24 protein-coding genes are annotated in these 26,709 nt (G+C 45.9%); 12 read left to right on the top strand and 12 right to left on the bottom strand.

Annotation, left to right across the window (positions count from 1 at the left end):
• Nucleotides 1-126: 126 nt before the first annotated feature.
• Together K2Y22_13320 and K2Y22_13325 are read right to left on the bottom strand one after the other, a co-directional pair.
• A complete protein-coding gene (locus K2Y22_13320) occupies nucleotides 127-930 on the bottom strand; it encodes an S-methyl-5'-thioadenosine phosphorylase (GenBank protein ID MBX9879435.1) in 804 nt (267 codons plus the stop codon).
• A 166-nt stretch (nucleotides 931-1,096) separates the two neighbouring features.
• Complete coding sequence (locus K2Y22_13325; GenBank protein MBX9879436.1) at nucleotides 1,097-1,258, bottom strand: hypothetical protein; 162 nt, start codon at nucleotides 1,256-1,258, stop codon at nucleotides 1,097-1,099.
• A 102-nt stretch (nucleotides 1,259-1,360) separates the two neighbouring features.
• Here K2Y22_13325 and K2Y22_13330 point away from each other — a divergent pair, with 102 nt between their 5' ends.
• The 5 genes from K2Y22_13330 (at nucleotide 1,361) to ppdK (ending at nucleotide 7,480) form a co-directional block, all read left to right on the top strand.
• A complete protein-coding gene (locus K2Y22_13330) occupies nucleotides 1,361-1,525 on the top strand; it encodes a hypothetical protein (GenBank protein ID MBX9879437.1) in 165 nt (54 codons plus the stop codon).
• Nucleotides 1,526-1,607: 82 nt separating this feature from the next.
• Nucleotides 1,608-2,984: a S41 family peptidase gene (locus K2Y22_13335; GenBank protein ID MBX9879438.1), complete on the top strand. Its 1,377-nt coding sequence runs from the start codon at nucleotides 1,608-1,610 to the stop codon at nucleotides 2,982-2,984.
• Nucleotides 2,981-3,709 carry a dethiobiotin synthase gene (locus K2Y22_13340; GenBank protein MBX9879439.1) on the top strand — a complete coding sequence of 243 codons (729 nt, stop codon included), beginning with the start codon at nucleotides 2,981-2,983 and terminating at the stop codon, nucleotides 3,707-3,709. The genes K2Y22_13335 and K2Y22_13340 overlap by 4 nt, the downstream gene beginning before the upstream one ends.
• A 100-nt stretch (nucleotides 3,710-3,809) precedes the next feature.
• Nucleotides 3,810-4,682 (top strand): kinase/pyrophosphorylase, encoded by an 873-nt coding sequence (locus K2Y22_13345; GenBank protein ID MBX9879440.1) that lies wholly within the window; start codon nucleotides 3,810-3,812, stop codon nucleotides 4,680-4,682.
• 47 nt (nucleotides 4,683-4,729) lie between these two features.
• Nucleotides 4,730-7,480, top strand: a complete 2,751-nt coding sequence (gene ppdK, locus K2Y22_13350; GenBank protein MBX9879441.1) for a pyruvate, phosphate dikinase — start codon at nucleotides 4,730-4,732, stop codon at nucleotides 7,478-7,480.
• An 8-nt stretch (nucleotides 7,481-7,488) separates the two neighbouring features.
• Here ppdK and K2Y22_13355 read toward each other — a convergent pair whose 3' ends face one another.
• The 4 genes from K2Y22_13355 to K2Y22_13370 all read right to left on the bottom strand — a co-directional run bounded on the left by K2Y22_13355 (nucleotide 7,489) and on the right by K2Y22_13370 (nucleotide 11,361).
• On the bottom strand, nucleotides 7,489-8,529 hold the full coding sequence (locus tag K2Y22_13355; GenBank protein ID MBX9879442.1) for a hypothetical protein: 1,041 nt from the start codon (nucleotides 8,527-8,529) through the stop codon (nucleotides 7,489-7,491).
• A 106-nt stretch (nucleotides 8,530-8,635) separates the two neighbouring features.
• Nucleotides 8,636-9,412 (bottom strand): hypothetical protein, encoded by a 777-nt coding sequence (locus K2Y22_13360; GenBank protein ID MBX9879443.1) that lies wholly within the window; start codon nucleotides 9,410-9,412, stop codon nucleotides 8,636-8,638.
• Between the two features lie 3 nt (nucleotides 9,413-9,415).
• The gene (locus K2Y22_13365; GenBank protein MBX9879444.1) at nucleotides 9,416-10,261 is read right to left on the bottom strand and encodes an SDR family NAD(P)-dependent oxidoreductase; all 846 of its coding nucleotides are present in this window, start codon (nucleotides 10,259-10,261) and stop codon (nucleotides 9,416-9,418) included.
• A gap of 44 nt (nucleotides 10,262-10,305) precedes the next feature.
• Nucleotides 10,306-11,361 carry a hypothetical protein gene (locus tag K2Y22_13370; protein ID MBX9879445.1) on the bottom strand — a complete coding sequence of 352 codons (1,056 nt, stop codon included), beginning with the start codon at nucleotides 11,359-11,361 and terminating at the stop codon, nucleotides 10,306-10,308.
• Nucleotides 11,362-11,719: 358 nt separating this feature from the next.
• Here K2Y22_13370 and K2Y22_13375 point away from each other — a divergent pair, with 358 nt between their 5' ends.
• The 5 genes from K2Y22_13375 (at nucleotide 11,720) to K2Y22_13395 (ending at nucleotide 17,619) form a co-directional block, all read left to right on the top strand.
• Entirely contained in the window at nucleotides 11,720-13,519 is a 1,800-nt protein-coding gene (locus K2Y22_13375; protein MBX9879446.1) for a FecR domain-containing protein, read from the top strand.
• A gap of 211 nt (nucleotides 13,520-13,730) precedes the next feature.
• Nucleotides 13,731-15,800, top strand: coding sequence for a CHASE2 domain-containing protein (locus K2Y22_13380; protein ID MBX9879447.1), 2,070 nt, complete (start codon nucleotides 13,731-13,733; stop codon nucleotides 15,798-15,800).
• Nucleotides 15,793-16,488, top strand: coding sequence for a response regulator (locus tag K2Y22_13385; GenBank protein MBX9879448.1), 696 nt, complete (start codon nucleotides 15,793-15,795; stop codon nucleotides 16,486-16,488). Before K2Y22_13380 ends, K2Y22_13385 begins: the two co-directional genes overlap by 8 nt.
• 222 nt (nucleotides 16,489-16,710) lie before the next feature.
• Nucleotides 16,711-17,004: a hypothetical protein gene (locus tag K2Y22_13390; protein ID MBX9879449.1), complete on the top strand. Its 294-nt coding sequence runs from the start codon at nucleotides 16,711-16,713 to the stop codon at nucleotides 17,002-17,004.
• Nucleotides 17,005-17,049: 45 nt separating this feature from the next.
• Nucleotides 17,050-17,619: a nuclear transport factor 2 family protein gene (locus tag K2Y22_13395; GenBank protein MBX9879450.1), complete on the top strand. Its 570-nt coding sequence runs from the start codon at nucleotides 17,050-17,052 to the stop codon at nucleotides 17,617-17,619.
• A gap of 79 nt (nucleotides 17,620-17,698) precedes the next feature.
• Here the strand turns inward: K2Y22_13395 and K2Y22_13400 are convergent, their stop codons facing one another.
• Nucleotides 17,699-18,943 (bottom strand): hypothetical protein, encoded by a 1,245-nt coding sequence (locus K2Y22_13400; protein MBX9879451.1) that lies wholly within the window; start codon nucleotides 18,941-18,943, stop codon nucleotides 17,699-17,701.
• A gap of 19 nt (nucleotides 18,944-18,962) precedes the next feature.
• Nucleotides 18,963-19,907: an alpha/beta fold hydrolase gene (locus K2Y22_13405; protein MBX9879452.1), complete on the bottom strand. Its 945-nt coding sequence runs from the start codon at nucleotides 19,905-19,907 to the stop codon at nucleotides 18,963-18,965.
• A 125-nt stretch (nucleotides 19,908-20,032) separates the two neighbouring features.
• Here K2Y22_13405 and K2Y22_13410 point away from each other — a divergent pair, with 125 nt between their 5' ends.
• Both K2Y22_13410 and K2Y22_13415 read left to right on the top strand, forming a co-directional pair.
• The gene (locus K2Y22_13410) at nucleotides 20,033-20,692 is read left to right on the top strand and encodes a tetratricopeptide repeat protein (protein MBX9879453.1); all 660 of its coding nucleotides are present in this window, start codon (nucleotides 20,033-20,035) and stop codon (nucleotides 20,690-20,692) included.
• A complete protein-coding gene (locus K2Y22_13415; protein MBX9879454.1) occupies nucleotides 20,689-21,810 on the top strand; it encodes an AI-2E family transporter in 1,122 nt (373 codons plus the stop codon). Before K2Y22_13410 ends, K2Y22_13415 begins: the two co-directional genes overlap by 4 nt.
• Here K2Y22_13415 and K2Y22_13420 read toward each other — a convergent pair whose 3' ends face one another.
• The 4 genes from K2Y22_13420 to K2Y22_13435 form a co-directional block, all read right to left on the bottom strand.
• Nucleotides 21,811-23,946 carry a hypothetical protein gene (locus K2Y22_13420; GenBank protein ID MBX9879455.1) on the bottom strand — a complete coding sequence of 712 codons (2,136 nt, stop codon included), beginning with the start codon at nucleotides 23,944-23,946 and terminating at the stop codon, nucleotides 21,811-21,813.
• Nucleotides 23,947-24,927: a hypothetical protein gene (locus tag K2Y22_13425; protein ID MBX9879456.1), complete on the bottom strand. Its 981-nt coding sequence runs from the start codon at nucleotides 24,925-24,927 to the stop codon at nucleotides 23,947-23,949.
• 104 nt (nucleotides 24,928-25,031) lie between these two features.
• Nucleotides 25,032-25,703: a DUF975 family protein gene (locus K2Y22_13430; protein MBX9879457.1), complete on the bottom strand. Its 672-nt coding sequence runs from the start codon at nucleotides 25,701-25,703 to the stop codon at nucleotides 25,032-25,034.
• Between the two features lie 412 nt (nucleotides 25,704-26,115).
• Nucleotides 26,116-26,649, bottom strand: coding sequence for a nucleotidyltransferase (locus K2Y22_13435; protein ID MBX9879458.1), 534 nt, complete (start codon nucleotides 26,647-26,649; stop codon nucleotides 26,116-26,118).
• Nucleotides 26,650-26,709 lie beyond the last annotated feature (60 nt).

Genomic DNA, 26,709 nt, shown 5'->3' on the forward strand with positions numbered 1-26,709 from the left:
AATATGGCTCCGCCCCAGGAAATTTTGTCCGATACACCAAATTTGCGCAGAGCTATATAGGTCGAAAGAAAAAAAATGAAACCGAGAATCGCTACAACTTGGTGTACGGTAATTCCAAACATGGGATTAACCGAATCTAGCGCCGACCAGAGCTTTGCTGCAAGCGCATCCGTTACGCTTCTCAGGGAGTTTTTCAATGAGTTTTACCAGCATGGTCTGTAGTTTAGCCAGATTACCCTCAAACACTTTTACTACTTCGGCATGGGAAACCGGTTCAACATCACCAACCAGTCCCGAGTCGTAGTCAGTAATGAGGGCTACATTGACGTAACACATCTCTAACTCACGAGCCAACTGAGCTTCCGGGTACTGAGTCATGTTAATCACTTCCCAGCCCATGGAAGTAAACCACTTCGATTCAGCCTTGCTGGAAAAACGTGGTCCTTGAATTACAACTACCGTGCCTTGAGGATGCACAGTGATATTTGAGTCTTTGCAGGCTTGAATGGCTAATTTGCGCATTTCGCCGCAATATGGATCAGCAGAGGAAACATGTGTGGCAATTGGTCCGTCGTAAAAAGTATCGGCTCGCCCGGAGGTTCTATCAACAAATTGATCACATACAACGAAATGACCAGGCTCGACATGCTTCTGCAAAGAACCGGCAGCACAAGGCCCAATAATTCGCTTTACTCCCAGACTCTTCATAGCCCAGAGATTAGCTCTGAAATTGACCTTGTGTGGAGGGTACTGATGGCTTCCGCCGTGCCTCGGAAGAAAAGCCACACGTTTTCCGGCAAGTGTACCTATTACAAGTTTGTCGCTCGGCGCTCCATAAGGCGTTTCAATAACTCTTTCTTCCGCCTTATCAAAGAGTTTGTAAAAACCCGACCCACCAAAAACGCCAATTTCAACTGATGAATTGTCCACGGAAAGCTCCCCGCCATGCAAAGAGAATAAAACCGCCGGTTAGTTAAACCAGCAGCCTTATAGTATCACCCTGGCATCGACCCAAATTTCTTGACAATTTTAAGCCTTCAAGGGAACCAATTTGAACCTAACTGCACCCAGTTAGCGGGTAAAACGACAATGTTCTTCAAAAACGTCCGGCAATTGATTCAAGTCCTTGTTCAAAGCCAGGCTCATCAACGTGAATCATTGTGAGATTTTCTATCTCGGAATTCAATTGTTTTTCCTGCGTGTTAAACGTGGTCAAAACTCGGTGCATGCCACTTTCGTCTTTAAGGTTATTGACCAATAGATGTTCTTTTCTAAAGTGGTACTTAATTGCCTACAAAATATTTTTTGATTCTTCAAAAACTCGATCACGCGTCCAGTAGTTGGCAAAGATCTGAAAGACATGATCAAGGAAGACTTGATAGCCGAGCACATTGCCGTAGACTCTTATAAACAGATGATCAACTGCATAGGTAATTACGACACGACAACTCGGCATCTTTTAGAAGACATCTTGGCCAATGAAGAAGAACATGCGGACGAGTTGTCGAACTTGCTTCAACATTAAGCCCAACGCTTGACGCCTAATAATTGCCCATTCTTATCAAAAAATGGGTAAAATGCTGATGGGTAAAATTTGCCGTAGGGTCATGAATAAGAAAAAAACATCGAAGAAAACCTGGTTAATTCTAGGTTTATCCGGGACCATCCTCATTTCTCTGTCTTTAGGCGGCGCCAGCTTGATGAATCTGGGCAACCTTGTCGCCGGTCATACAAGCGGAAGACCATCTTCAACCAGAGAACTCGTCCAGCAGGTCTTCAGGGGAGATGTCACGCCCAGTTCTGTTTACGACAGAGTCTGGCGCCTTATCAAGCAGGACTATTACGATACGACTTATAACGGACAAAATTGGTCTCGTTGGGAGCATCGCTACGACGGCAAACTGACAAGTCTTGATGATGCTCACAAGGCGATTGAAACAATGCTTGCCAGCCTGGGCGATCGTTATACAAGATTTTTAGATAGAGAAGCCTTCGATGAAGAGAAGACGCAGATTGATGCGCACTTCTATGGAATTGGCGTGCAGATAGGTCTGGATCGCAGCCAACGTATTATCGTCATAGCCCCAATAGAAGGAACACCGGCATCACGAGCCGGACTAATGCCCAATGACGAAATTGCTGAAATTGACGGCAAATCTACAAAGGGTATGTCCGTCGATGAAGCAGCAAAGCAAATTAAGGGACCACTCAACAGCAAAGTCGTGTTGACTCTCATACGTGGCAATAAACATTTGAAGTCTGAAATTATAAGGGCGCAGATTCCTGTCAAAGCTGTTCAAACAGCCAAGATGATTGACGGCAATATCGGCTACATCCGACTATCAAGTTTCATCTCCGAACAGGCAACTGCTGAGGTAAGAGAAGCGCTGGCCAAATTGTCTAAAGCCAGAGGTCTCATTTTAGATTTACGGCATAACCCAGGCGGACTTTTAACCAATGCCATAGACATTTCCAATATGTTCTTGCGTTCAGGCAATATTGTCTCGACTGTTGACCGTGATGGTTACAAGACACCGGCGATGTGCGACGGTCGTCCTATCTGTGATTTACCGATGGTTATCCTTATAGACGACGGTAGCGCCAGCGCGGCTGAAATCACAAGCGGCGCATTGCGCGACAACGGACGCGCCACGCTTGTAGGTCAAAAGAGTTTCGGCAAAGGCTTAGTACAAGGCATCAATCGCTTGGATGACGGTTCAGGCGTCAACATTACAATTGCCCGTTACTTAACTCCAAATGACACCGACATCCACAAAAAAGGCATTGTGCCTGACGTGCAAGTCTCCTTGAAAGAAAAGGATTATTTAGCTGGACGCGGTCCCTGGTGGATTGATTTGCAAGAACCGGCAAAAGCGCATACTCCGGAAGAGAAAAGAGATGTGCAATTAAACAAAGCTCTAGAAATTATCAAAACAAAGATAGGACAAAGCAATAACGATCATTCCGTAGCGAAGGGCATATGAGACGAACCAACCCTTCCGGATTGATAATTGCCGGTACAGGCTCCGGCTGTGGCAAGACAGTTTTAGCCACAGGCATTGCTGCCACTCTCCAAGAGGAAGGGTTGAAACTCCGTGCAATTAAACCTATCTCTTTGGGTACCGCTCATGAAGCAAAACCGGAATATGCATTCTTGGCTACCATTGCCAACACACCACTTGATTATCAAGTCCAATTTGCCGACAAGCCCGGTGCCTTAAAACCAAGTCAATTTCAATCTGCTGTCAAAACAGCTATTTCCGGAACCGACCCAGTTGTAGTCGAATTGCCAGGAAGTTCTGCAACACCTCTTTGCTTGTCGGAAGGCACAGGCAATGGTTGGCAAGACTCCGCTGATTTTGCTAGAGAGCTCAACTGGCCTGTCATTTTAGTATCCAAGTTGACCTCAGACAGCTTTGAACAGCTGGCACTGCACGCTACTTATATGATCAACAAAGGTGTGGAGCTTTTGGGCGTGGCCACGGTAATGACCGAAGCCGACTGCAAAGCACCAGCTGCCGTCCACCATTCTCTTTCCTGGGAAATGGCATTAGCTGAAAAGATACGTTCGCCATACCTTGGATGTCTTGCGCATAGCCAATCGATAAGCATTGCAAAAACGAATCAAGGTAATTTGATTAGAACAACTTCCGACGCATTGGACTTGCTGCCAATTATCAAGGCCATTTCGCTGCGAGTGGCTATATAAGCTAGGTTGATCTAATTTACAAAGCTTCTCAATGTGTTAATCTAACCGGCCTATAAATCACCTTGTGGCGCGCCAGACAGCTGGCGCAGAGCATGAGCAAATGGCTAAAGATATTGCCAGCCCTTTCAAGGAAACATTAGCAGGCGTGGATACCAAACTTCCCGTTGGCGAAAACGAACTCATTATTTTTACCTTGTCGGATTCTTCAGGTGAAACAGCAGAAGCTGTCGCCCGCGCAGCACTTGTCCAATTTCCGCCAGGTTATGCAACTATCTATCGGCTGCCGCAAGCACGCAGCTGTCAACAAATTACAGAAGTAGTTGAGCAAATTGCTGCCGGTCGGGCAATTCTTGCTTACACTCTTGTACTTCCTGAATATAGAGAAACTCTCGAGCGTGAAGCTAAGAAATACAACGTTGAAACAATTGACTTAATTGGCCCTGTGATTGCCCGTGTCGGTGAACTGACAGGCGCTAAGCCAATGGCACAGCCAGGGCGTCTGCACATGCTTGACGAAAGCTACTTCAAACGCATTGAGGCAGTGGACTTTGCCATTAGATATGACGACGGGAAAAATCCGGATGGCATCATCCAAGCCGACGTTATCTTAGTAGGCGTATCAAGAACTAGCAAAACGCCGAACTCCATGTACCTTGCCCACCATTACGGCTTACGCTCGGCAAATATTCCATTGGTAATGAATGTCGATCCGCCGCGGGCACTTTTTGAAGTAGACAAACGCAAAATTATTGGCATGAGTATAGATCCGCACTTGCTGCAAGATATTCGTTCTATAAGAGCAAGAGTTTTAGGCATGGCACCAGATGCGGAATACGCTGACTTAGATCAGATACGCCAAGAAGTGCGTTATGCCAAAAATATTTTCCGCGAACTTGACTGTCACGTCATTGATGTGACATCAAAGGCTATCGAGGAAATTTCCAGTGAGATTTACCTTTACCTAAGGCAGTGATGCCACTTTGTTAGAACCGAGGATACCAATACCAAGAGGAACAAACGATGTTAACCAGCAAGGAAAAAACCGTGCAGGCAATTGATACCAAACGAGTTTTCTTGTTCTCTGAAGGCGCTAAAGCTTTTGAAGGTGACCGCAAAGCAATGCGTGAAAAGCTTGGCGGGAAAGGTGCTGGTTTGGCAGAGATGACCGAATCCGGCGTGAACGTTCCTCCCGGAATAACAGTTTTAACTTCCTGCTGTCGTGAATACACCGACAACGGACAGAAGATGCCGGCTGGTCTCATGGATGAAATCACGTCACAGTTATCACATGTTGAAGCTAAACTTGGCAGAAAATTGGGCGACACAAAAAGCCCGCTTTTAGTATCAGTTAGATCCGGTGCCAAATTCTCCATGCCAGGCATGATGGACACCATTTTGAACCTGGGCTTAAACGACGCAACAGTTGAATCACTCGTTAAGATGACCAACAACGAGCGCTTTGCCTTAGATAGCTACCGTCGCTTCATTCAAATGTACAGCAACGTGGTACTGGAAATCAGCAAGGATGTTTTTGAAGATATTCTCGATGACAAAAAGCACAAACTGGGAATCAAACAAGATACCGATTTAACAGCCGAGCACTTGAAAGAACTTGTTGTTGAATACAAGGCTCTTGTTAAAGCAAGAACAGGCAACGATTTCCCACAAGATACAGCCAAGCAATTGGCAGGCGCAGTAGAGGCAGTATTCAAATCCTGGAATAACCCACGCGCTATCTACTACCGTAACCTCAACAAGATTGATCACAATCTTGGCACAGCCGTAAACATCCAGGCAATGGTTTTCGGCAATATGGACAACACATCAGGCACTGGCGTTTGCTTTACGCGCAATCCCAGCACAGGTGAAAAGGTTCTCTACGGTGAGTATCTCGTCAACGCTCAAGGTGAAGACGTAGTTGCCGGTACGCGCACACCAAAGAAAATTTCCGAAATGGCTAAAGAAATGCCGAAGGTCTACGAGGAAATTCTTCTGACAGTAAAGAGCCTTGAAACCTATTACAGAGATATGCAAGACATCGAATTCACAATCGAGCAAGGCAAACTCTACTTACTGCAAACACGAAGTGGTAAGCGCACAGCTGCAGCCGCTGTCAAAGTTGCTGTTGATATGGCTAACGAAAACATCATCAGCAAGGAAGAAGCTCTTCTGCGTGTTGACCCAATGCAATTGAACCAATTGCTTCTACCTAGCTTTGACGCCAAAGACAAGGAAAAGGCCAAGAAAGAAGGTCGTTTGCTGGCCACAGGCTTAAACGCATCGCCAGGCGCCGCTATCGGACAGATAGTTTTCAGCCCGGACGAATCGGAATTTCTCTCTTCGCAAGGCAAGAAAGTTGTTCTTGTACGAGTCGAGACTTGCCCTGATGACATTCACGGCATTGTGCCTGCCCAAGGCGTAGTCACAAGTCGCGGCGGCATGACCAGCCACGCAGCAGTTGTTGCGCGCGGTATGGGCAAGCCATGTGTAGCCGGATGCGAATCCTTCAAGGTTGATTTGAACAAAGAAGAAGTTTCAGTAGCCGGACAAACATTGAAGAAAGGCGAAATTATCTCTATTGACGGTTCAACCGGTGAAATCTTCAAGGGTGCAATCGAGAAGCGTGAGCCGGAACTAACTAATGAGTTCACCACCTTGCTTACATGGGCAAATCAAACTCGCAAGTTAGGAATTAGAGCCAACGCTGACACTCCGGAAGATGCCAAAATTGCCCGCGAGTTTGGCGCCGAAGGTATCGGTCTTTGCCGCACAGAACACATGTTCATGAGCCAAGATCGCCTACCGGCTGTGCAGGAAATGATTATGTCCGGCACGACTGCCGAGCGTGAAAAAGCTCTAGCAAAATTATTGCCGATGCAACGCGAAGACTTCAAAGGTATCTTTGAAGCCATGCAAGGACTGCCTGTAACCATTCGTCTTTTAGATCCACCTCTTCATGAGTTCTTGCCGAAGTATGAAGACCTCATTGAGCAAATTGCTGAGTTGAAAGCAAAAGGGGATAAAGGCGCTGTACTTAAGGAGAAAGAGACTCTCCTGCGCAAAGTAAACGAGTTGCACGAAGCCAACCCAATGATGGGTCTGCGCGGGTGCCGTCTGGGACTTCTCTATCCGGAAATTAGCCGCATGCAAGTGCGCGCTATCTTTGAAGCAGCTTGTGCTCTGAAGAAAAAGGGAATTGATGTCTATCCGGAAATAATGATTCCACTTGTAGGTCACGTCAACGAATTGAGAATCGCCCGCGCATCGCTTGAAGCAACAGCCAAAGAAGTAATGCAGAAAGAAGGCGTCGACCTCAACTACAAGTTCGGCACAATGATTGAAATTCCACGCGCATGCGTAACAGCCGATCAAATTGCCGAGCATGCTGAGTTCTTTAGCTTCGGAACCAACGACTTAACCCAAATGACCTTTGGCTACAGTCGTGACGATGCTGAAGGCAAATTCCTGCAACGCTACATTGACGGTATAGACAACAATGGCGTTTCCGAGAAAATCTTTGTGGACAACCCATTTGAGGTATTGGACAGGAATGGCGTCGGCAAGCTCATGAAAATTGCCGTTGACTTAGGACTTAAAACACGCCCTGAACTTAAATTGGGCATCTGCGGTGAGCATGGCGGCGAACCATCGTCCATAGCCTTTGCTCAGCAACTCGGCTTGAGTTACGTTAGCTGTTCACCATATCGCGTGCCTATCGCGCGCCTGGCTGCGGCACAAGCTGTTCTCAATCCGGAAGAACGCGACAAATAGGACTCGACCTAGCGACGGCGATTTCTATTGCCGAGGAACGGAATTCCATTTCCAACCGGAAAACGGTTGTAGCCACCGCGATAATAGTTGCCGTAACCGCCATACCCACCGTTCATGTACTGCCTACCCATTTGCAGTGCAGTACCTAGTCCCATCGCACCCATCATTAGGACAGCATCTCTAACAGGATGCCCCTTTTGGTCTTTCATTTGTTGGTTTTGCTGCTGCAATTGCTCAATTTGTTTTTGTTGAGCAGCAATGACGGCTGACTGATCACCCTGATTGTTTTGACCATAGTTGCCCTGCATAGCGGTCTGCTCCATGCCACCGTAATTCATCGGTGTGCCTGGCATTGCGCCGCCTATAGAATCGTTGTTTGCCTGTTGGGGCATTTGTTGCTGCTGCGGTTGCTGAACTTCTTGCATCGAAATGCCGCCAGAATACACAGCCTTCGGCATTGTTCTAAAACTAGCATAAGGATAAGAACTTACCATTTCAGCCTGGACCGAACCGTCAGAATTCTGTCCGTGCTTAATCAGGATAGAATCCCTTCTTCTGCCTAATTGACTATTCGCCGGGCACTCGATGTTGAATCTGATGTTGTTTGTACCTGGTTCAACTTCGCCGTAAATGGCACTAGTATTTCTGTAATCTAAATCAGTCCATAGCGGACGACCACCCTGCCAGCTTATGCGTCCGTGGCGTTGCACCGTGGCATTGAAAATTGAATAGGCATCAACACCTGACGGAACCTGCATACCATTGATCCCTATTCCAGCTCTGAGCTCAACATTACCGTAAATAGGAGGCACAGCTAAGCTTGAATTATCAGGAGCATGAGCGGGAGCAGGAGCAGAGCCATAATCCATTTGAGGAGTCAGAGCACCGCCCATTGCCGGCTTCGCCATGCGGTTAAGCATTTGCCCAAGCCCTGGTCGGTTCTGGCACATCATGTTGCTGGCTTGCTGTTGCAGTCCGTTAGTATCGGACTGATAGCCTGAATTCGTATTAGTAATTGCTCTTCCGTCTGAGCCTTGTAACTCGGTCATTTGTCCCACTCCTGATTGAGATAGTGCCAGTCTAGTACTTACCCCTATGCAGCACAGTGGGGAAATTCCCATTCAGGGGGAGAAATACGTAGGCGAGGCTCAGGATTTAATCTTTAGAGGGCTGTCGATAGCCTGGAACCAAGTGATTTAGCTTATTAGCTATCAAATAAGCCTTAAATGAAGCTTTTAAGTCAATTCCATTGAACATATTCTTTGGCGTAAAACCGCTTATGCGCCTTAAGGCACAGACATTTTGAACAAGTTCAGTTGCCTGTCCCTGTCCATCAAATCGCTTAACCGAAGCAACGCAACGCAGCAGATCTTTTCCATAAGGCGAATAAGTCTGAACAGATTCTGCCTGGTACACCCCCAGGATTTTGTTTGCCGGCGAACTCAGTTCGAGATTGGTGCTTCGTAGTCTTTGTGTCATTTGCAAGTCACTGAGCTTTATTAGTTCATTGAGATCAATTTGCTGTATTTGTTTTCCGTAAACCAAATCGACATCGACGACATACGGATAGGCATCATAGTCCCAGATGTCACCCTGACTATCCATCTGCGTGCCCATCGTTTGTTGGTCAGACTTAAACGGCACGGTAATTTGTGTGGTGTCTGTTAGCCCAGACTTGTAATCATGCCTGTAGTAGTTGGTCAGAGTTTCCACTCGCCACGTGCCGATAGCCCATTTAGGCACCCTGTACCAGCGAAGTCTTGGCACCATTCTCGATAGTGCTTGTTGATTGAATTCAGCACCGACCTGGAAGCTGCTATTTACAGGCGGCAACTGGACACTATGTTCAACGCCACCCTGCAGGCGCTGTGCCTGAGCCGAACTTACTGAGGCAATAAGCCAAAGTGCTAATAGCAGTTTCGGCTTTCTCATTGTTCACCGTTCAGAAGGAATTCTTTTACCAAGCGCATAGCGAAGGTGCGGAAAGAGCGACGCCAGTCTTTCAACAACTACTCCGGGCATTGTGAGAATAAGCTCTCGCGAGCCGCCGGCTGCCAGAGCCGACATAACTTCATTTGCACACTCTTCAGAACTGATGCTCAGCAAGTTGCGCATAAGCCAACCTTCAATGTCGTTTTTCTCTGAGATGGTCGTCGGATTTTTTCTTTGCCCGACATTGTTTTTCTCGAAAAATTCTGTTCTCACCCAGCCTGGGCAAACTGTTATCACATCAATGTTTTTCTTTGCCAACTCAGCACCCATGCCCTCAGACATGCCGGTCATAGCAAACTTGGAAGCTGCGTAACAAACGCTTCCCGGAAATGAAACCTTGCCGGCAACTGAAGAGACATTGACTATTTTGCCGTGCCCTTGTGCCATAAAAACAGGCAGCACCGCATAAGTTGCATAAAGCGCGCCAAAAAAATTGACGCCAAACACATACTTCCAATCCTCCGTCGTCAGTTCATCAATTCTTCCTGGTTTAGCCAAGCCGGCGTTGTTTACAAGAATGTCCACTCCACCAAACTTGTCGATACAGGTGGAAACCAACTCTTTGGACAAGTTTTCATCAGCAATATCGCCAGGCACACCAACTGCCTGCCCGCCTGCAGCTTCCACTAACTTGACGGTACTTTCAAGAAGTTTCACGCTGCGAGCGTTAAGCACTAACTTCGCTTTGTACTGAGAGGCAAGCTGAGTAGCAAGCGCCTTGCCAATACCTGAAGAAGCTCCCGTGATAATTACTCTCACGCCTTCTGGAATACCACGACCATTTTTCATCACTAGAACCTCAAAGTTTTTCCTATCTTATCGTCTTGAGAAGCCTAAGTAAGCAACCAAAGCGTTTCGTAACCATAGACTGCCAGCATTTCCGACACCTTGCCATCATAATCAGAGCTTGTCAGAACGTTCTTGAATGATTCAACAATATTTGCCTTCGAGTAGGCTTTGCGTCGTTGCTCAATGACTTTCTTTCCGGCGTCGGTCAGCGCAGGCGTCGACCTAATCCAAACACTATCTAAGACGATGGAGAGAACAGATAAACAACTAATACTCAAGAGAAGGACATCAAACAATAGAGTCTGCGCCATACCGGCAGTGAATACGAGCAGCACCAATAGATCGACACAGACCAAGAGCAAAATAAACATCGCGATTAAGGCAATCAAAAGCGTGCGTATGATGAAGCTCAGGATTCGACAAAAACGAACAGCCAAGTTAGAGTGCGATATGTGATCAAGAACACTTGTTACTTCATTGTAGAGTGGCAACATTGTCGAAATCGACATGACTAACTTGAAACACACGGCATTAACAACGGCTGCAATAAGAACAATCACAAAAGCATTGAGATTGGGAACAAGACGCCAGGCAACATTAATAATCACGGCAAATCCAATTGCTGCAATTATCAGCAACCAGGCAGAAAGCGCTTCTTGTTTATTCTTATTGAGAATAAGACCGCTAGTTGTAAGCGAAGAAGTAATCTCTGATGAAATAAGTTCCTTGTATGGGGCACTCAGCACATCAGCTGCAAATCTGCCCAATGCAGCCGGAGAAAAGTAAGCTTTTAAATGACGGGGATCCTTCAAAATCTGCTGCACGACCTGGCGAACTTGAGTCGTCAAAACCTTGTACGACCCGGACAATTTGGTAAGGATTACTAGGGGATTTGAGGATTTTGGCAAGGGATTAACTTTGTCGACATGCTGTTTTGCTTTATCTCTCAAAAACTCCTTTGTCTTCTTCCAGAGTTCTTTCTCATAGGGAAGTAAAAGATCGCCATCACTGTCGCCAACTTTGAGTGCGCGGTGAAACAGATCAAATCCCAGAACAACCATTGTATGAGTCATATCACCATCACGTGCGAGAAAAGCCATTTCAGCAGGTGCCAATTTAACTTGCGATTTCGCCTCAGTGCGGCAATATAGTCGTTTAATCAGGTAACTAATAAATGTCAGTACCAGTGGCAAGGCCAATAGCAGCACCATAGCGTAGCGACTAGATTCAGATAAATGGTTCACAATCTCATATTTGGTTAGGGAGACTACCTTTTCCAATTGCCGTGTTGGAAAGCAATTGGTTAGTATTAAATCAGTGCAGTGTACCTTTCTGGAGCTATTTTACGGGTTTTCTAGACCTAATTTAAGCACTTTTTGATTGCTACAAAGGGCGTAGCCACGGGCATATAACTAATAGTTATTACGGGTCTGAGTTGGCTGCGTTTAGGAGGCGAAGGTGGCAACTGGTCCGAAATTTCTAGCGTTAATATTAAGTCTGGTTGTTTCCTGTCCCTGGGCAGGGGCAGCCACGCCGGCGTCCTCGTCTGCCATATCGGCAAAAGTGGCGGAAACGCATGGTACCGTATTTAAACGCGGTTTCGTAGACTGGGAAAAGGATGAATGGGCAGATCCTGAACCTGCTCGACCAGGCGATAACCTGGACGAAGGCATGCAGGTCGGCACAGGGGACAAATCCTGGGCTGAAGTAACCTGGCCAAACGTAACAACTAGAGCCTGGGCAAATAGTGTATTTGCAATTGCTCCCAATCAGCGCCTCGTCTATTTATTAGGCGGACAAATGCTATTCAATTTGGATAAGCACCGCAAAGACAAAAAGGACTTCTTCGTCTGGACAAAAGTCTTGCAAGCACGCATTCGCGGTACAACAGTCATGGTGCAAGCCACACATGACGTTTCAAGAATCACCGTTCTTGAAGGCGTAGTCGAAGTAATGAATCGTCTCGACAAAAGTGTCATTAGACTAAATCCAGGAGCGGTATATGAAGTACGTACACCTGGAAGCAATCCATTGCCTCCTATTAGTCAGGCACAACCGACAGCAACACCTGCAGCTACTAACCCGGCAGAGGACATTGTGGAAACAACAGACGAGACAGCAAATGAACAAATACCAATAAAGCTCACAGACAAGCCGACAGGACGACTGGCGGAAATAGCCAACAATTTAAAAGATGCCGTATTTCATGACGGTATTGAGGCAATTGAAAACGCTTCATACGACGGCGGAGTGAAAGTAAAACCCAAACTTCTTTTAGCTGATTTGCATGAAATGACTGCGCCCGGTCAGGCGCCTATCATGGTATTTTCGGATGCTAAGGCAGAAACAAGGCTTTATCCGGCCGACGCAAAAGGACTATTGCTGCATCCTCTCGTGCAGGGATTTAACTTCAAGTTGCCGAGTTTAGCCCTGGTGCAAAACTCACTCAATAACCTGCCGCCGCTTTTGCCACCACCGAATCCAAATATCACTTCCAATCTTCCAATACTGACAAATCCCCTGGTCACGCCTAGCGACACAATAACTGGAGTTGTAGACGCAGCCAATATTCAGGTAGCACAACCAACAGTCCAAACTGCCAGTATTCTGAAAGTACCAATGGCTGATCAATATTTGGTTGGTCCCTTAGTCGGCTATGCCTTACCGCTACCTCCTCAAGCTTTTACCGGCTACTTGCCGGCAGGTGTTTTGACTGGCGCTGTTGAGACCCTTACAGGAAATATCTCATCAACCAATTTGCGAGGTCAAACACCAACGAATCCAATGCCGCAAGGCACATTCGTGCCGCCAACGACCGCCAATATTCCACAGATGACAAACTTCATTCCGCCAACGACCAATCTTCCGCAAACAACTAACTTTATCCCACCAACAACGGCACCTCTCCCCCAGGTGACCAACTTTGTTCCACCAACAACCGCACCACTACCGCAACTAACCAATTTTGTACCGCCTACTACTTCAGTACCTCAAGTAACTAATTTTGTGCCACCGACTACAGCGATGCCACAGATGACTAATTTCGTGCCACCAACGGCAACTATGCCAACCATGACCATGCCTGTAGTAAACACGTTCATTCCACCAACTACGACCATGCCTGTCGTGAACTCGTTTATTCCGCCATCAACAGTAAATACGACAGCGACCATGGGCAGTCCTATCAATATAAATACAACCGCCCCAATGACTGGCGGCAACTTTACTATCCAAAGCGGCTTGACTCTTCCAAAATAAATGCTTCAAAGGTGCATTGACTGGCTAAACGGTGCGGCAAAAAAATACTACACAACGTAATTATTATTTCGGTCTGTTGATTACTTTTACAGCAGCCTCATTTTTGTTTGGGTCTTTTCTTGAATTAACACGCCTAACGTGGCGACAGGAATTACAGTCAATAAATAGGCATTTTGAACAAAGACCCTTTCTCAAATGGTCCAAAGAAAGTTTGTCACGACTCAATTGGAACTCACTGTGGGATTATCATGAGAAGCATGAGATTCCACGAAAATGGTGGGCGTGGGACTACACATTAAGCTGGCTAATTGAACCAAATCATCCGCCCGTAATGCACAAAATTGTCTTGTTCAATCACTTGGTTGAAGATGAACCACCACTTGATGCAGTGCAACAGTTTCCATGGATGAAACCGCTTCTCAGATATCCACTGACACGTGGAACCGTCGCCGATATTATTGACTATCTAAGCAAGTCAGGCGCTAAGCTAATTATTCTAGACAACGATTTCCCTCAGTTCAGCCCCGACGACAAAAAGCTGGCTGAGGCTATTCATAACTGCTCAACCGGAAAACACGGACCTCCAGTGCCTGTGCTTATGGCTCACACGATTAACAGAACCAGCAGTTCACGTGGAATGCTGGAAGAACACACAAGACCTGGAGGAATACTTGAAGAATTAGCCAAGCTTGAGCACGTGAGCATTGAGGACGTTGAGAAGAAATACACTGGTACAACCGGGATCACACCTGACGAAGATCAGGTAATACGCCGTTTAGACGTTCGTCAAAGTAACAAACACGAATCAATCGTATTGAAAGCTTTACAAAAAATTGGAGAGACAGTTCCAAACAATCTCCCGGATCCATTAGACATTGACTTTGCATCACCACCCAATTCAGATCTTTATCCGGTGCGTCCCCAAACTTATTTGCTGGACCCCGAAAAGCGCAAACAAATGGTGTCTCCAGATCACACTTATCGCGATGTGACGCTAAAAGGAGCAATTGTTTTCATGGGCGATAGCGTCACCGACGTTTACAGCACTCCCCTAACCAATTCCGGTCTCAGTGAAATGAGCGGATCGGAAATCTTAGTTCATTCACTGGAAACAATTGCTCGCCGAAGCTGGTTTACTCGATTAGACTACGTTGCCGGAGCAGTTTACTATCTACTTAGCGTATCTTTTGGTGGGGCACTTTTGTGGATCTATTGGAAATCCCGTCAACGAACTTCAGATAAGTACTTTAGTAATTTAGCTGTATCGCGAACGCTTCGGCTAATGGCCGATTTGGCGTTCATTCTCTTCATCGTCTTTTGTTCCTATTTACTTGCCTGCCTGTTATTTGTCTATGGACACTTGATTGTTCCTGTATTTGTTCCGACGGTATCACTCGGCTTTGGCGCAGTTGCTGCCCTTATGTGGGAGAGGGAACGTGAAAGAGAGGACGCTTTTCACACTAGAGTGCAAGCAACCGAAGACAAGCTCGAATTGGCCAAGCAGAAATATGAAGCCGATTTGAAACGGCAAGAAGCAGAAGCTCAATCAAGGGAAATCTTGATGGATAGACAAAGGCGAAAGGAATTTGTACGCAGGATAAATCACGATTTAAATGCGCCTGTCAGCGTTCTCAATTGGACTCTGTCGGAATTACAAGAAGACGGAACCGAAACAAAAAATGCTCCGGAGAAAATTGCCAGACTGGTCAAGAATTCGGACAAACTTTGTGAACTTATTGATCAATTAGTACAGTCCTATGACTACGAAACGCCTCTTGAATCAAATGACATGCAAGTATGCAATTTGGCCGACACCGTCGCTGACACACTTGATCTGCAGACACCCTTAGCCAATTTGCAAGGTTCAAAATTGGAATGGACACTCCCACAAGACAAGTTATTGGTCAAAGCAAATAAGTTAGAGCTGACTCGCATCATCGACAATATTGTGCGCAACGCGCTCAAACACAATCCGCCTAGAACAAACGTCAATGTGCAAATGGATTCTCTTCACGGCAAGCATCACGTCATAGTGGCAGATAACGGAAAGGGTATCGACAAAGAACATCTTTCGCATATATTTGAAGCCGGTTACCGGGTCAATCCGGAGAAGAAGGATGGACAAGGGCTTGGTCTTGATATCGTGAAAACGTTGATTGAAAAGATAGGCGGAACCATAACGGTGGAAAGTATTGTAGGGAAAGGCACGTCTTTTACAATTACAATGCCGGCTCTCGAGGAAACAACGTCCGACGGCAATAATGGGGTCAACAATGACTAGAATTTTGATTGTTGAAGATGACGAAGACTTTGCCTTGATCTTGCGACGTGCAATCGAGCAGGATCCAGATCTGGAAGTTGTTGATTTAATTAGCTCCTACGAAGAAGCAATCGATTACATCAAATCACCTAAGTTAGCCCAGTGCGATTGTGTGTTGCTTGATCTGCAATTACCGAAATCGCCTGGCGATAGAACTGTAAATTCACTTGCCGGCATTCAAATACTCGAGCAATTACGACACGTCTACAATTTCTATAAGACTGTAATTGTTTTGACTAACTCCAAAGCAGCAGCAGACGGAGAGCGCGCCTTAGCAGCCGGTTGCGACGGATACTTGTGCAAGCGAGCAAGAATTGCCGATGTGCCATCAATGTTGTCTGAATTGAAGATGGCAATTCGCGGCGATGTGATTATCGTTGCAGCGCAAATGCGTCATGTGTTTTTACGAGACGACATTTCAGCAAAAGAAGCGCGCATGCTGGACTTATTAGCCTTAGGCAAAAGCTGGACTGAAATTGCTCAAGAATTAGGCTACAAGACATCTAAAGCTGCGGCAAATATTGGTGATCGAGTCTTCGACAAACTTCTGTCTCCTCAAGACTTGTCTTCAGTTGCCGCTGAAGGCGGCAAGAAACGCCTTAAGGCGGTCGAAATTTGGCAGTCGCGTAAGGCCAGTTCTGCAAAATAGAAATATCGATCAAATATGCATGGCAACTGAATTATGCTGACATCCGGCAATCTCTTTACTTTTCGGAAAAGTGTCTTAGAATGTTAAGAAATTCTTGAGGTCGCACATTCTAGAAAGGAGCAATATAGTTAAGAGCAAGGTTAAACCTTGCTTATTCATTGTTCAATTTTTGACGATAGCTTTTACACTAATGACAACTTTATGGTGGTTGGAGTAAAGGCCATGCGCAAGCAAGTCAAGTTGAAGCTATTTGCCGCAGTTAGCTTAGGATTCGTCCTAGCGCTCGGGGTGATGTCCGCAGGACATGCAGGACAAAATCCTACTGTATACAACAATCTGATGCGTTCCAGAGACGCTCTATTGAATCAACGGGCCTACTTGCAAAAAGCTCTCGATGGATTAAGCTCACAATTGAATGACCTCAATGACAAAATTGGCCGCTTGCGAGATTACTTGGATCAAAACGATCAAGCACTGCGGGATGTAGACAGAGCACTGAGACAAGCCGGCTATTAGGAAATATCAGCGCACTGCAAGAGGATGGAGGTTGAAGGCGAGAAGATGGCAAAAGCAGGGAAGCTAGCAGTAGCACTATTACTAGGATTGGCATTCAGCGCAAATTACGTCATGGCAGAAGAGACTCCAAAGGCAACGGAAGAGTCCAAAACCACCCCAGCGCTTTCTATGAACACTAGCTGTGAGGCTAAGTGCATCGAGCCGCACGCAGCGTGCGCAGAATCAGCCAAGGTAATCGATACCTTGCAAGAGCTGGCTAACGCCGTCAATAAGCATGACTTAACTGCCATTGCAGAATATCTCGATGAAAGCGTCACCACCTTCGATGAAGGCAGTAAAAAATTGGTAGTCGGCAAAGAAGCAGTATTAGCTGATTTGAAAACCAAATTAGAACGCTTCTCTCTAAGTGGTGAAAATCCGCTGCTTTCCTACACAATCGTGCATCCGTATGCCCAGGTCAGCGGCAATACCGCTGTTGTTACCTTCACAGCTTTGCGCGAATTCGGCGGCACTAATCCCCATAAGGAAAAGTGCAACGCGACAGACGTGTTTGTTAAAGTGGACAACAAATGGAAGAAGCTCCACTATCGTGGACGCTGGAAGAAACTTAGTTAAACGTATTAGTTAAAGGGCGCATGCAATGCGCCCCTACAATAAACGAATAAAATGGGCTCTTTGTAAAAGCCCGTTTCTTTTACTTCTTAGTTTCTGCCGGTGCCGGAGCAACCGGTGCAGGTGTGTTCAACTTGTCGACTTTTTCCGTGAGTGATGTCACTTGCGATCGCAAAGAAGAAATTTCCATTATCTGCGGCATAAGCACACCAACAGCAAGTGCTGCGGAAATCACAACAGCCACCACAACGATTGTAGTTGAGCGTTTGATGATAGGCGCAAGAGCAGCTGGTCCAGCTTTGCTAATCGACTCAAGCATTTTCACTTTATCGTCAACTGTCTTTGATAAAGGCGCAATATTTTTGTTGATTTGAGAACGAAATTGCTCAAGTTCTTTCTCTAAATGCTTTCCGAACTGATCAAGCTCTTTGTGAGTGGTTTCTTGAGCGGACTTAGAAGTAGCATCAATTTTGGTGCGTGCTTCATCAACTTGCGATGTGAACTTATCGATAACCTTAGCAAATGACTTTTCTTGAGACGCTGAGGCATCTTGAACTGAACGCTGCAAGGCAGATATTTTTCCGCTGAGCGCATTTGCTAAATTATCTGCATTCTGCTTGAGCATCAAATCTATTTCGCTTTTGGAATAGGTTGCATACTTCGGACCCGGTTCGCTAGTGGCATAACTACTGGCGAATTGTGGAGCCGGGGCAGCTTTAGCAGGCTGATTAGCGTTGTCGGCAATCTCGGTTAATGGAATTACCGCAACATGTCCCTCAGGCAAAGCAAAGACAGAAAACGCTCCGGATGGAAATGCTTCTATCTGGCTATCCTCAGCAATGAGACCAGCTATGCGATCTTTTAAATTGATGCGCACATAGAAATTGACCAGGTCTTCTGCATTGATGCGCAGATGCTCAGCCAATGTCGAAAGTGTCTTCTCCGGCAAAAATCTTGCCTCGTAAAAAGTGGTCAGCCAAGGGCGCAGTCTGTCTTCACCTTGATTGGCTGTTGAATCAGAGCCGGTCCACCGATCACGTGAATAACGTAATCCGATATCTGTCGGCTTGGTATTGCGATCGATTTCAAAAGCAGCGTGACCTTCTGTTTTTACGACATCAACATACGCACTGCGCACGGTGATTGCATCAAAACGTGCCGTGAACCCGAGAAGCTCGGACATCATGCGAACTGAATCCGGCGAAATGCGATAAAGGCGACCTTGATATTTCTTGTCCGGCTCAAGATACATGGTGTCAAACATGCCGAACTCAGGTATCCATACCTCAGCCCCTGATTGAATCGGATTCGAAATCTCAGAAACCATTGACATTCCCCCTTACTGACTAGCTTCCACTTTTGGCGAAGTCCATGCCGGCTAAGTACACGGACGGTTCTGGTGCACCGTGTCCTTCATCGACTTCAATGAGTTTGACACGCACACCTTGCTTTATCAATGCGTCCACAATATCTCTTTGCAGGCGCGGCGGCACTATGTGATCTTGCTTGGCTGAAATGACGGCAACATTTACGTTTTTCGGCAAAGCACCAATGTTATGCAAAAAACTAGTATCGGCGTAAGCCTCTGGCTTTTGCTCAGGTGTTCCGCCCAGAGCCTCGATCATTGCCCCTTGCACTGCCGGATGATTGGTTTGCTTATAAAGTAAAGCCAAATCACCAGCGGACTCCACGCTCACTATGCCTTGCAGCTTGTCCTTGATATCTTGAGGTGCTTTTGTCGCGTAGTTCAACACAGTACAACCACCCATGGAGGTACCGACGAGAATCACCTTGTCAATTGGATACTCAGCCATTACTTCGCGAATGTTTTGGCTTATGTCCGAGATGGATGCTTCATTGCCCCAAGAGGCTTTGCCCCTGTAGTTAACAGACATAAACACAGTACTTGGATCTTTGGTGACGATTGCTTTGGCAATCGGTTGATCAGCTGGATTGACGAACGGTTCAAGGAAGTTTGAACCCATGCCGTGCATATAGACAACTAGCGTCAGCCCCTTCTGCGGCGGCGGTGCCAAGGGTGCCATCATCCCGTAGGCATCCTCTATGCCGTCTACATGACTGCGATATACCTTACGAATTACTGATTCACCTTCCGGACTGAGAACTCCGGCGGCGCGCATGACAGTAATGCTCTTGTACAGTTCATTGCGCTGTTTCTTCATGTCCTGATACTGGTCTTTGGCTTGCAAAAAGCCAATGAAGAAAACAACCCCCACTCCGTTTAAGAGCAAAGATATTCCAAGAACTACCAACAAAACGTTCTTTTTCAAGTTTCCCATCTCACAACCAACTATGTTTACCTTGAGCGCTCAATATATTACCGCTAAGCTTTTATAATATGGAGTTAGTCAATCAAATCATAGTTATCGGATAACAAGGGGACATTTAGCTAGACATGACCAAAAGCAAAATTCTCCTATCCGTAATTTGCCTATCCGCCCTTTTGGGCGGTCAAGCTATAGCGCAATCCTCAATTGAACTTGCCAAAGAACACAGTCGCAAGGGAATCGCTCTGCAGGGACAAGGTCGCTATCAGCAAGCTGCTGAAGAATACAAGCAGGCAATTAAACTCAACCCAAATAGCGCTTCTTTCCACAACAATTTAGGACTGCTGCACAAGGACATGAATAATTTGGCTGACGCGGAAAGAGAAATGCGTCTTGCTTTGAAAATCAAACCGGAACGTTCAGACTACCATTTCAATCTTGGGCTCATTCTCATGAGAGAAGGTGAGTTGATAAAAGCTGAGCCGGAATTTCGTGAGGCAATTAAACGTAATCCCATGGATCCTGAATTCCGCTTGCGGTTGAGTCAGGTTCTCTTGCAGACGGCTAGGTATAAAGACGCAGCCGAAGAAGTAAAAATGGCGCTCTTAATGAAACCTAACGATGTGAAATTACATAAGCAATTGGCAGATTGTTTGTTGAAACTCAATGAGTACGATGAGTCTTACGTTGAGTACCGCAAAGTTTTGGAAACTGATCCAAACACTCCTGACAGAGTTGAAGTTCAAAACAAAATTCAGTATTTGAGGGAAGTGCTTAAACTTCAATGAGCGAAAACGAACTTACTATCGATAATAAGGATGAAAAACTTCGTCGCTGGCAACGCAAAATCACAATTGCCGTGCTTTTGCTTGTTGCTTCATTTCTCCTCTTTCAAGTAGCAATATTCTTCGTTGATATCTTGCGAATCATCGGTGTCTCTATTCTCATCGCCTATCTAATTATCAACCTTGTTGATTTCATCAACAGATTCGTGCCGCGAGCCGTGGCGATTGTAATTGTCTACATCGTTTTAGCTATTCTTTTAGCCGCAGGTCTAGTGCTTCTTGTGCCGGCTATCGTTTATCAGGTGACTCAGCTTGCTGAAACAACTGTCGTTAGCATTCCAACATTTATCGAATGGCTTACAAACACTCTTATGAGTCTGGAACAAAAGTTCAGCACAACCAATTTTCATTTCAAGGCATTAGACTTTATGAGTGCCATTGCTTCGCACATACCAACACCCGACACCGGCTTGATATTCGACCGTGTAAGCGGTGCAGCTATGTCCACTATGACCTGGCTGGTTTATGCCATTTCCGTAGCCGTTACCGGATTTTATCTATTGCTTGACGGACACAAAATCAAAAACAGATTCATTTCCTGGTTTCCTGCCAACAAGCGTTCGGCATTACAACAAATGGCAGCCGACATGGACAAGTCCTTGCAGTCTTTTCTCCGTGGTCAAATTGTTCTAGGACTCGGCATTGGCATAGTAATGATGATTGTTTATTCTCTGCTCGGCGTGCACTACGCCTTATTACTCGGACTAGTTTTAGCGGCTTGGGAAGTAGTACCCGTAATAGGACCGCCGCTAGGTTTTCTGCCGGCAATAATCTCTGTCTTAATCCACGGCATGGATCATTGCCCAGGCAACAGAATTGTTGAGTGCTTAATACTTACAGCTGTCTTCTGCGTATTACAACAAGTAAAAGACAATGTCGTAGCACCGAGATACATAGGCAATGTCATTGGCATTCACCCAATCTTGATTTTTATCGCCATTATGGTCGGCGCCCGCCTTGATGGAATTATGGGCATTATTTTTGCTTTGCCGGCAGCCTGCGTAATAAATGTGATGGTGAACCACTTACCGCTAAAGACTGAGCCTACAGAAATACCATAGCTACTTAGCCGTCTTAAGTCCATCGCTTAATTTGCGATGAAGGTCGAAACCGGCAAGAAGTATTTTAAATGCCTGATCATGAGCTACATCCATTTGCTCACGCACGAGCTTGCTGACTTTCCAGAAATTCTTTCCGGGACCCAACTGAATGTCTCTTTCCAGCTGTTCGACTTGAGGCACGAGCGCTTGAACACTGCTATAGAACCCGGTCAGTTGCAGTTTTTGTTCCGACGTTAGATGAGATGAGCCGACCATGGCAGACAATGCCTGTTGCTTTTCTGTGTCAACCAACTTCTTGAATGTATTTATCCTTGCCAAAACCTTAGGAGCTTCTTCCTGCATGCGCACGGCAGTTTCTTCTCTGGAGTACAAGCCACCTGTAAGGAACAGAATATCCCGTGTACCGCGCTCTATATCATCCAGCGCTTCTCCAACCTTGGCGAATTCGTCGTAGCTATTCATTTGGGTAAGTAACGGCTTTAGTGATTCAGGTGTTGTTTCCTTGAGAGTCCGCGCATAAATCTCAGTGTCGAGGTCGCGAATCATGCGAACTATGCCAGCCCTGTCGTAAGTCAAAGCATCGAGGTGAGCTCTTTTTTCACTATCGATAGCGCCAACATCAATTGAATCGGATGATTCAACTGCTTTTCGAATTGCCTCGACATCAGGCTGTACCTGCGCATAGCGGTGATGGAACTGTCTCAACTGCTCAATTTGTTGTGCACTAAGCGACAGACACTTATCTAACTCTTCCAGCTTTTGCAATTCATCGACATTATTAGTCGACTGGAACTCCTCGTCCGCACTCAATAGATCATTTCTACACTTGCGTGCCCAGTCAAATTTATCGAGTCTATCTATGCGACTTTTCCCTTCGGACTGTTCGGCAATTGAAAAGGCTGCGTTGCGCATGTCAACAACACCATCAGCGAAAGGCAGATGCTGCCAAAGGACTAGCTTTTGCTCCAGTAAATCTTTTTTCCAAGCAGGGGCTGTTTTGATTTCCTTTTTTAATGCCAACTCGTTTGCCAGGTGAGTTGCCTTGGAAGAGATTCTGTCCGACAACTTTTGGATGTCGGATATCTGTTCAACCAGACCTGAGTAAACAGGAGCAAGGGATGAGCCTTGAATAGGCGAAGTCCTATCCAGTGACTGCAGAGCAGGCATAGCCTTCTCAATTGACAGTCTAAAAGTTTTCAGAAGATTCTTCTGAGCTTCTGTAATCTCCGGTCGTCCTTCCAAGGCCTTCATGGTTTGTCCATTGAATTCACCCTTCAGTCCATTAAGCTCTTTCTGAAACGAACGATAATTATTGGACAGACGAGCCCAATCTTTCTCGTCCATGTCGCCGTAAGGACGCTGAGAAAGAGTCTCAACGTTGTAGCGCATGCCGGATACGAAATGAGACAGAGTTTGATAGGCACTCAGTATCTTCACCTGAGCAGCCTTTTGCCTATCTTCTGCAGACAAGTTGTCGACGGCAGTTACATCTTTCTGCTTCCTGGACAATCTATCGGATACTGCCGAGGCACGATCAAACCCGTCTCTCAAGGCTTGATTCAGCTCATCGCTTACTTGATTCAGCAAACGAATTGCTTCCGGTTTGTTGCGATCGTCGATTGCTTTGCCGATACGAGGGAATGTATCCACAACGTCCCTAGTACTTGCTTTAAGTTCTTGCCATGGACCGACAAGCTGCGGCATATTTCTTGGAACAACAGTTCCTAGAATATCTTCACTCAACTGATCGGACTCTGTCTTAATTTTACCTTTTGTGCATTCGGCACTCAGTCTATTCAATTGTCCGTCATTGGTAGAGTCCTGGAGAAGCCTTTGAGCATCCTTACACCAATCCAGAATACTTTTGCTGTGCGTCTCAAAGCTAGCTAGAGATTCGGATGTTAGGGGAGTGTCCTTTATTTCCTGCTTGCTTCGTGGAAGTATCATTTCGAATTTCCGATCATCCATCAACGGCTTGAGCGGCTTCAAAATAGGTGCATTGTGTAAAGTGTCTTTTGCTTTGGTCTGCTCTTTCACCAGGGCAAGCAAACTAAAATCGGAAGGAAGGCGCACTATGTCTGAAGACTGTCCATCTTCCGATTCGAACTTGGAACCTGTGTATTCGAACAAAGACATTTATTTATTCCGTTTACGTAAAAGCTCACCAAAGACTTCGCCGTAGAACCCGTCAGTTGGTATATTCGGATTGAAAGGCAAAGCTTTGCCTCGCAACTCTTCCTCAACAAGTTTGCCGTTGACGTCCTTATTTACCAATTCGCCACGTGCCTCTTGATTGGACATTTTGCCTAAGACTTCCAGGGACTTATTTGGATCACGTGCATCAACGTATTTGAATCTATCGCCATAGGCTTTTAATCCAACACAGTCAAACTGCTCCTTAACCGTTGGGTCCAAACCAAACACAACGATACGTCCGTCCGGAAATTCCTCAGCGAACTTTTCAATTTCGGCGCAGACACTTCCGCCGCAATTCTCCTGTCCGTCTGTCCAGAGAGCAAGCAAGGGTCTTTTGCTGCCGTTTTTCTCTGCATCAATTCTGCATTCGTTGATTGCGTTAGCAACAGCCGTGGCTGGTCCGTCCGGTCGTAGTTTGCCAATTCGCTCCGCTATTTGTTTGCGGCTTAGAACTTCTTTTCCATCTCCAAAGAGGATTCCTGTCTGTTCAGCATTCTTCTTGCTTGAATCAAAAAATGCATCATGAGAAGAAGGATTGACAGACAAGCCAAAGATCCTTCCCTCGCAAGCTGCGGCATCATCTAAACTGCTTACAAAGCTAGCAAGGACGTCTTTTAGCTGGTCTAACTTCGAGCGTGTATCAACTTTCATGCCTTCCGTGACTGATTCTGTATTTCCAGCACAGTTCACACTGAATTGAGACATTCCGGCAAGTGGTTGCTCGGACATACTGCTTGTGACATCAATGCCTAAAAAGATTTTGTCCGGCTTCCAGAGTTCAACTCTCTTTTGAACTTCAGCCGGCTTATCGGTCGACTCAGTGTTGGCTGCTATGACATCAAGCCAACGATTGGGATTAACAGGTGGCAAATTCTTGTCACTAGTTGAATCAAATACAAGCCAGTTATCTATTGGGGGCATAGGTATCCACCAAGCCAAAAGCCAGGTAGAGCTTAGTGTTCAACCACTGACGTGGCAATCGTAAGATCCCCCATCAACGGCAAAATCTAACTAAAGTGCCTTATTTACTGCACGGGAGAGGGCGTTTGAGCGTTAGTTTCTTGCGATGACGCTTGCAATTTGCGGAAAACAAACGCACCGGCAACGAGAGTGATTGGCGCAGTAACAAAAACACCAACCCCAAAACACAGCGAACCAAGAACATTCATCAGGTGCATAACTAAATCAAAGAGAAATAACTGCCACTTCACACCCTTGGTTATTTCCCAGCTCTTTTGCAAAGCCTCGATGGGTCCACATCCTTCTTCAACAATAAAGAAAGGATAGAACTGCAGTTTTATGAAAATGATTATTCCCGGTACAAGAAGGAAGAACGAGCCAATCTGAAAAGCAATACCTGCTATCAGAGAAGCAACGACTCCACTAAATATGAGCGGGAAACAGCTAAACAATTGGCTAAAATCGCCAGGACGTTTATCAATCAAATCAAGTGACATTTTCAGCCATCCCATGCCGAGCCCACACCATAGAATGACGGCGCCAAAAGTAGCCACAGCGGCAAAAATTTGCGATACAAAAGAATCCGGCCCAATTACATTTGTGAAAATAACCATTGCCGCAAAGGGCAACAAGCCAGACAATAATGTAATTACAAATGCACCAAGCAATATCACAAAGTTGTTTTTGGCAATGTCCCAACCGACTTCAAGTGATTCCGCAATTGAAAATTTCGCCATAAATTAGCCCACCTTTTTCTTCCAAAACAATTTTACAGGAAACAGTTGACACACATACATACGTATGTTATCTTTTCTTTCGTCAGGTTGAACTATCCACCAATCCAAATCCTAGCCGCACCTGGAGCTTTCCGGGCTCGACCTGACGACTGCTGCCACCAAGATTCCTTCTTGTCGTAACCTGGGTGCCCCCCTGGGTTACGCAGCGGCGTTTAGCACTAACTACGCAATCGACTAAAAAAAGAAAATCAAATCAGTGACTTAGCTGTTGCCGTTCCAGCGGTCCTGCATCACCGTTTTTCCGAGCAGGACAAAACCGGTGATGACATCCGACCAAAATTGGCTGACAAATTAAGGCAATCGACAAGCCTGGTACCTTCGTGAAAGGTGAGACCAAATAGGGTTTTGGGCTTTAAATACTACGCAATCGACTAAGAAAAACTTTGAATTTTTCTTCTTGTCCTTCATGACCAGCCCAAGATTCAACCTTTTCTAGACTTATCGGGTGTTTCTCTGCAATCCAGACTGCTTGATCTAGACATTGACGGTCATTGCAATGAAAGAACCAGGCTAGTCTGTCCATGACTGATTGAGTAGGCGAGAGCATAACTATATTTATGCTGCCTACTTTCAAACTGCCTTCCGGAATAACCGGTTGCTCATCGCCTATTCCAATTGGTCCTGGGGGAAATTCAACCGTGAATGTTGTGTCGGCATGGATAAAATCTTTTCCGCGACTTTCAAAGCCAAGCTCATGCATCGCTTCTTTTATTCGTTTTTGACTGGCAGAACTTATAAAGTCGAGATCGCTGGATTCATATTTATTGTTCGTGTAAATACTTACAACTGATCCACCTACAAGAACAGCATTAATCTGATGCTCATTCAATTTTTGAACAACAATAGCAGCTAATTCTTCGCGAGTAGTCTTTGGAGTTATTTTCATAGCTGCTTACCTGTCCTGCGCGGACGTCTCCGTTGGCGAAAATATTTATTAGTCTCTTCA

The sequence above is a fragment of the Candidatus Obscuribacterales bacterium genome, from assembly GCA_019744775.1.
In the GTDB taxonomy this organism is placed as follows: Bacteria; Cyanobacteriota; Vampirovibrionia; order Obscuribacterales; family Obscuribacteraceae; genus SBAT01.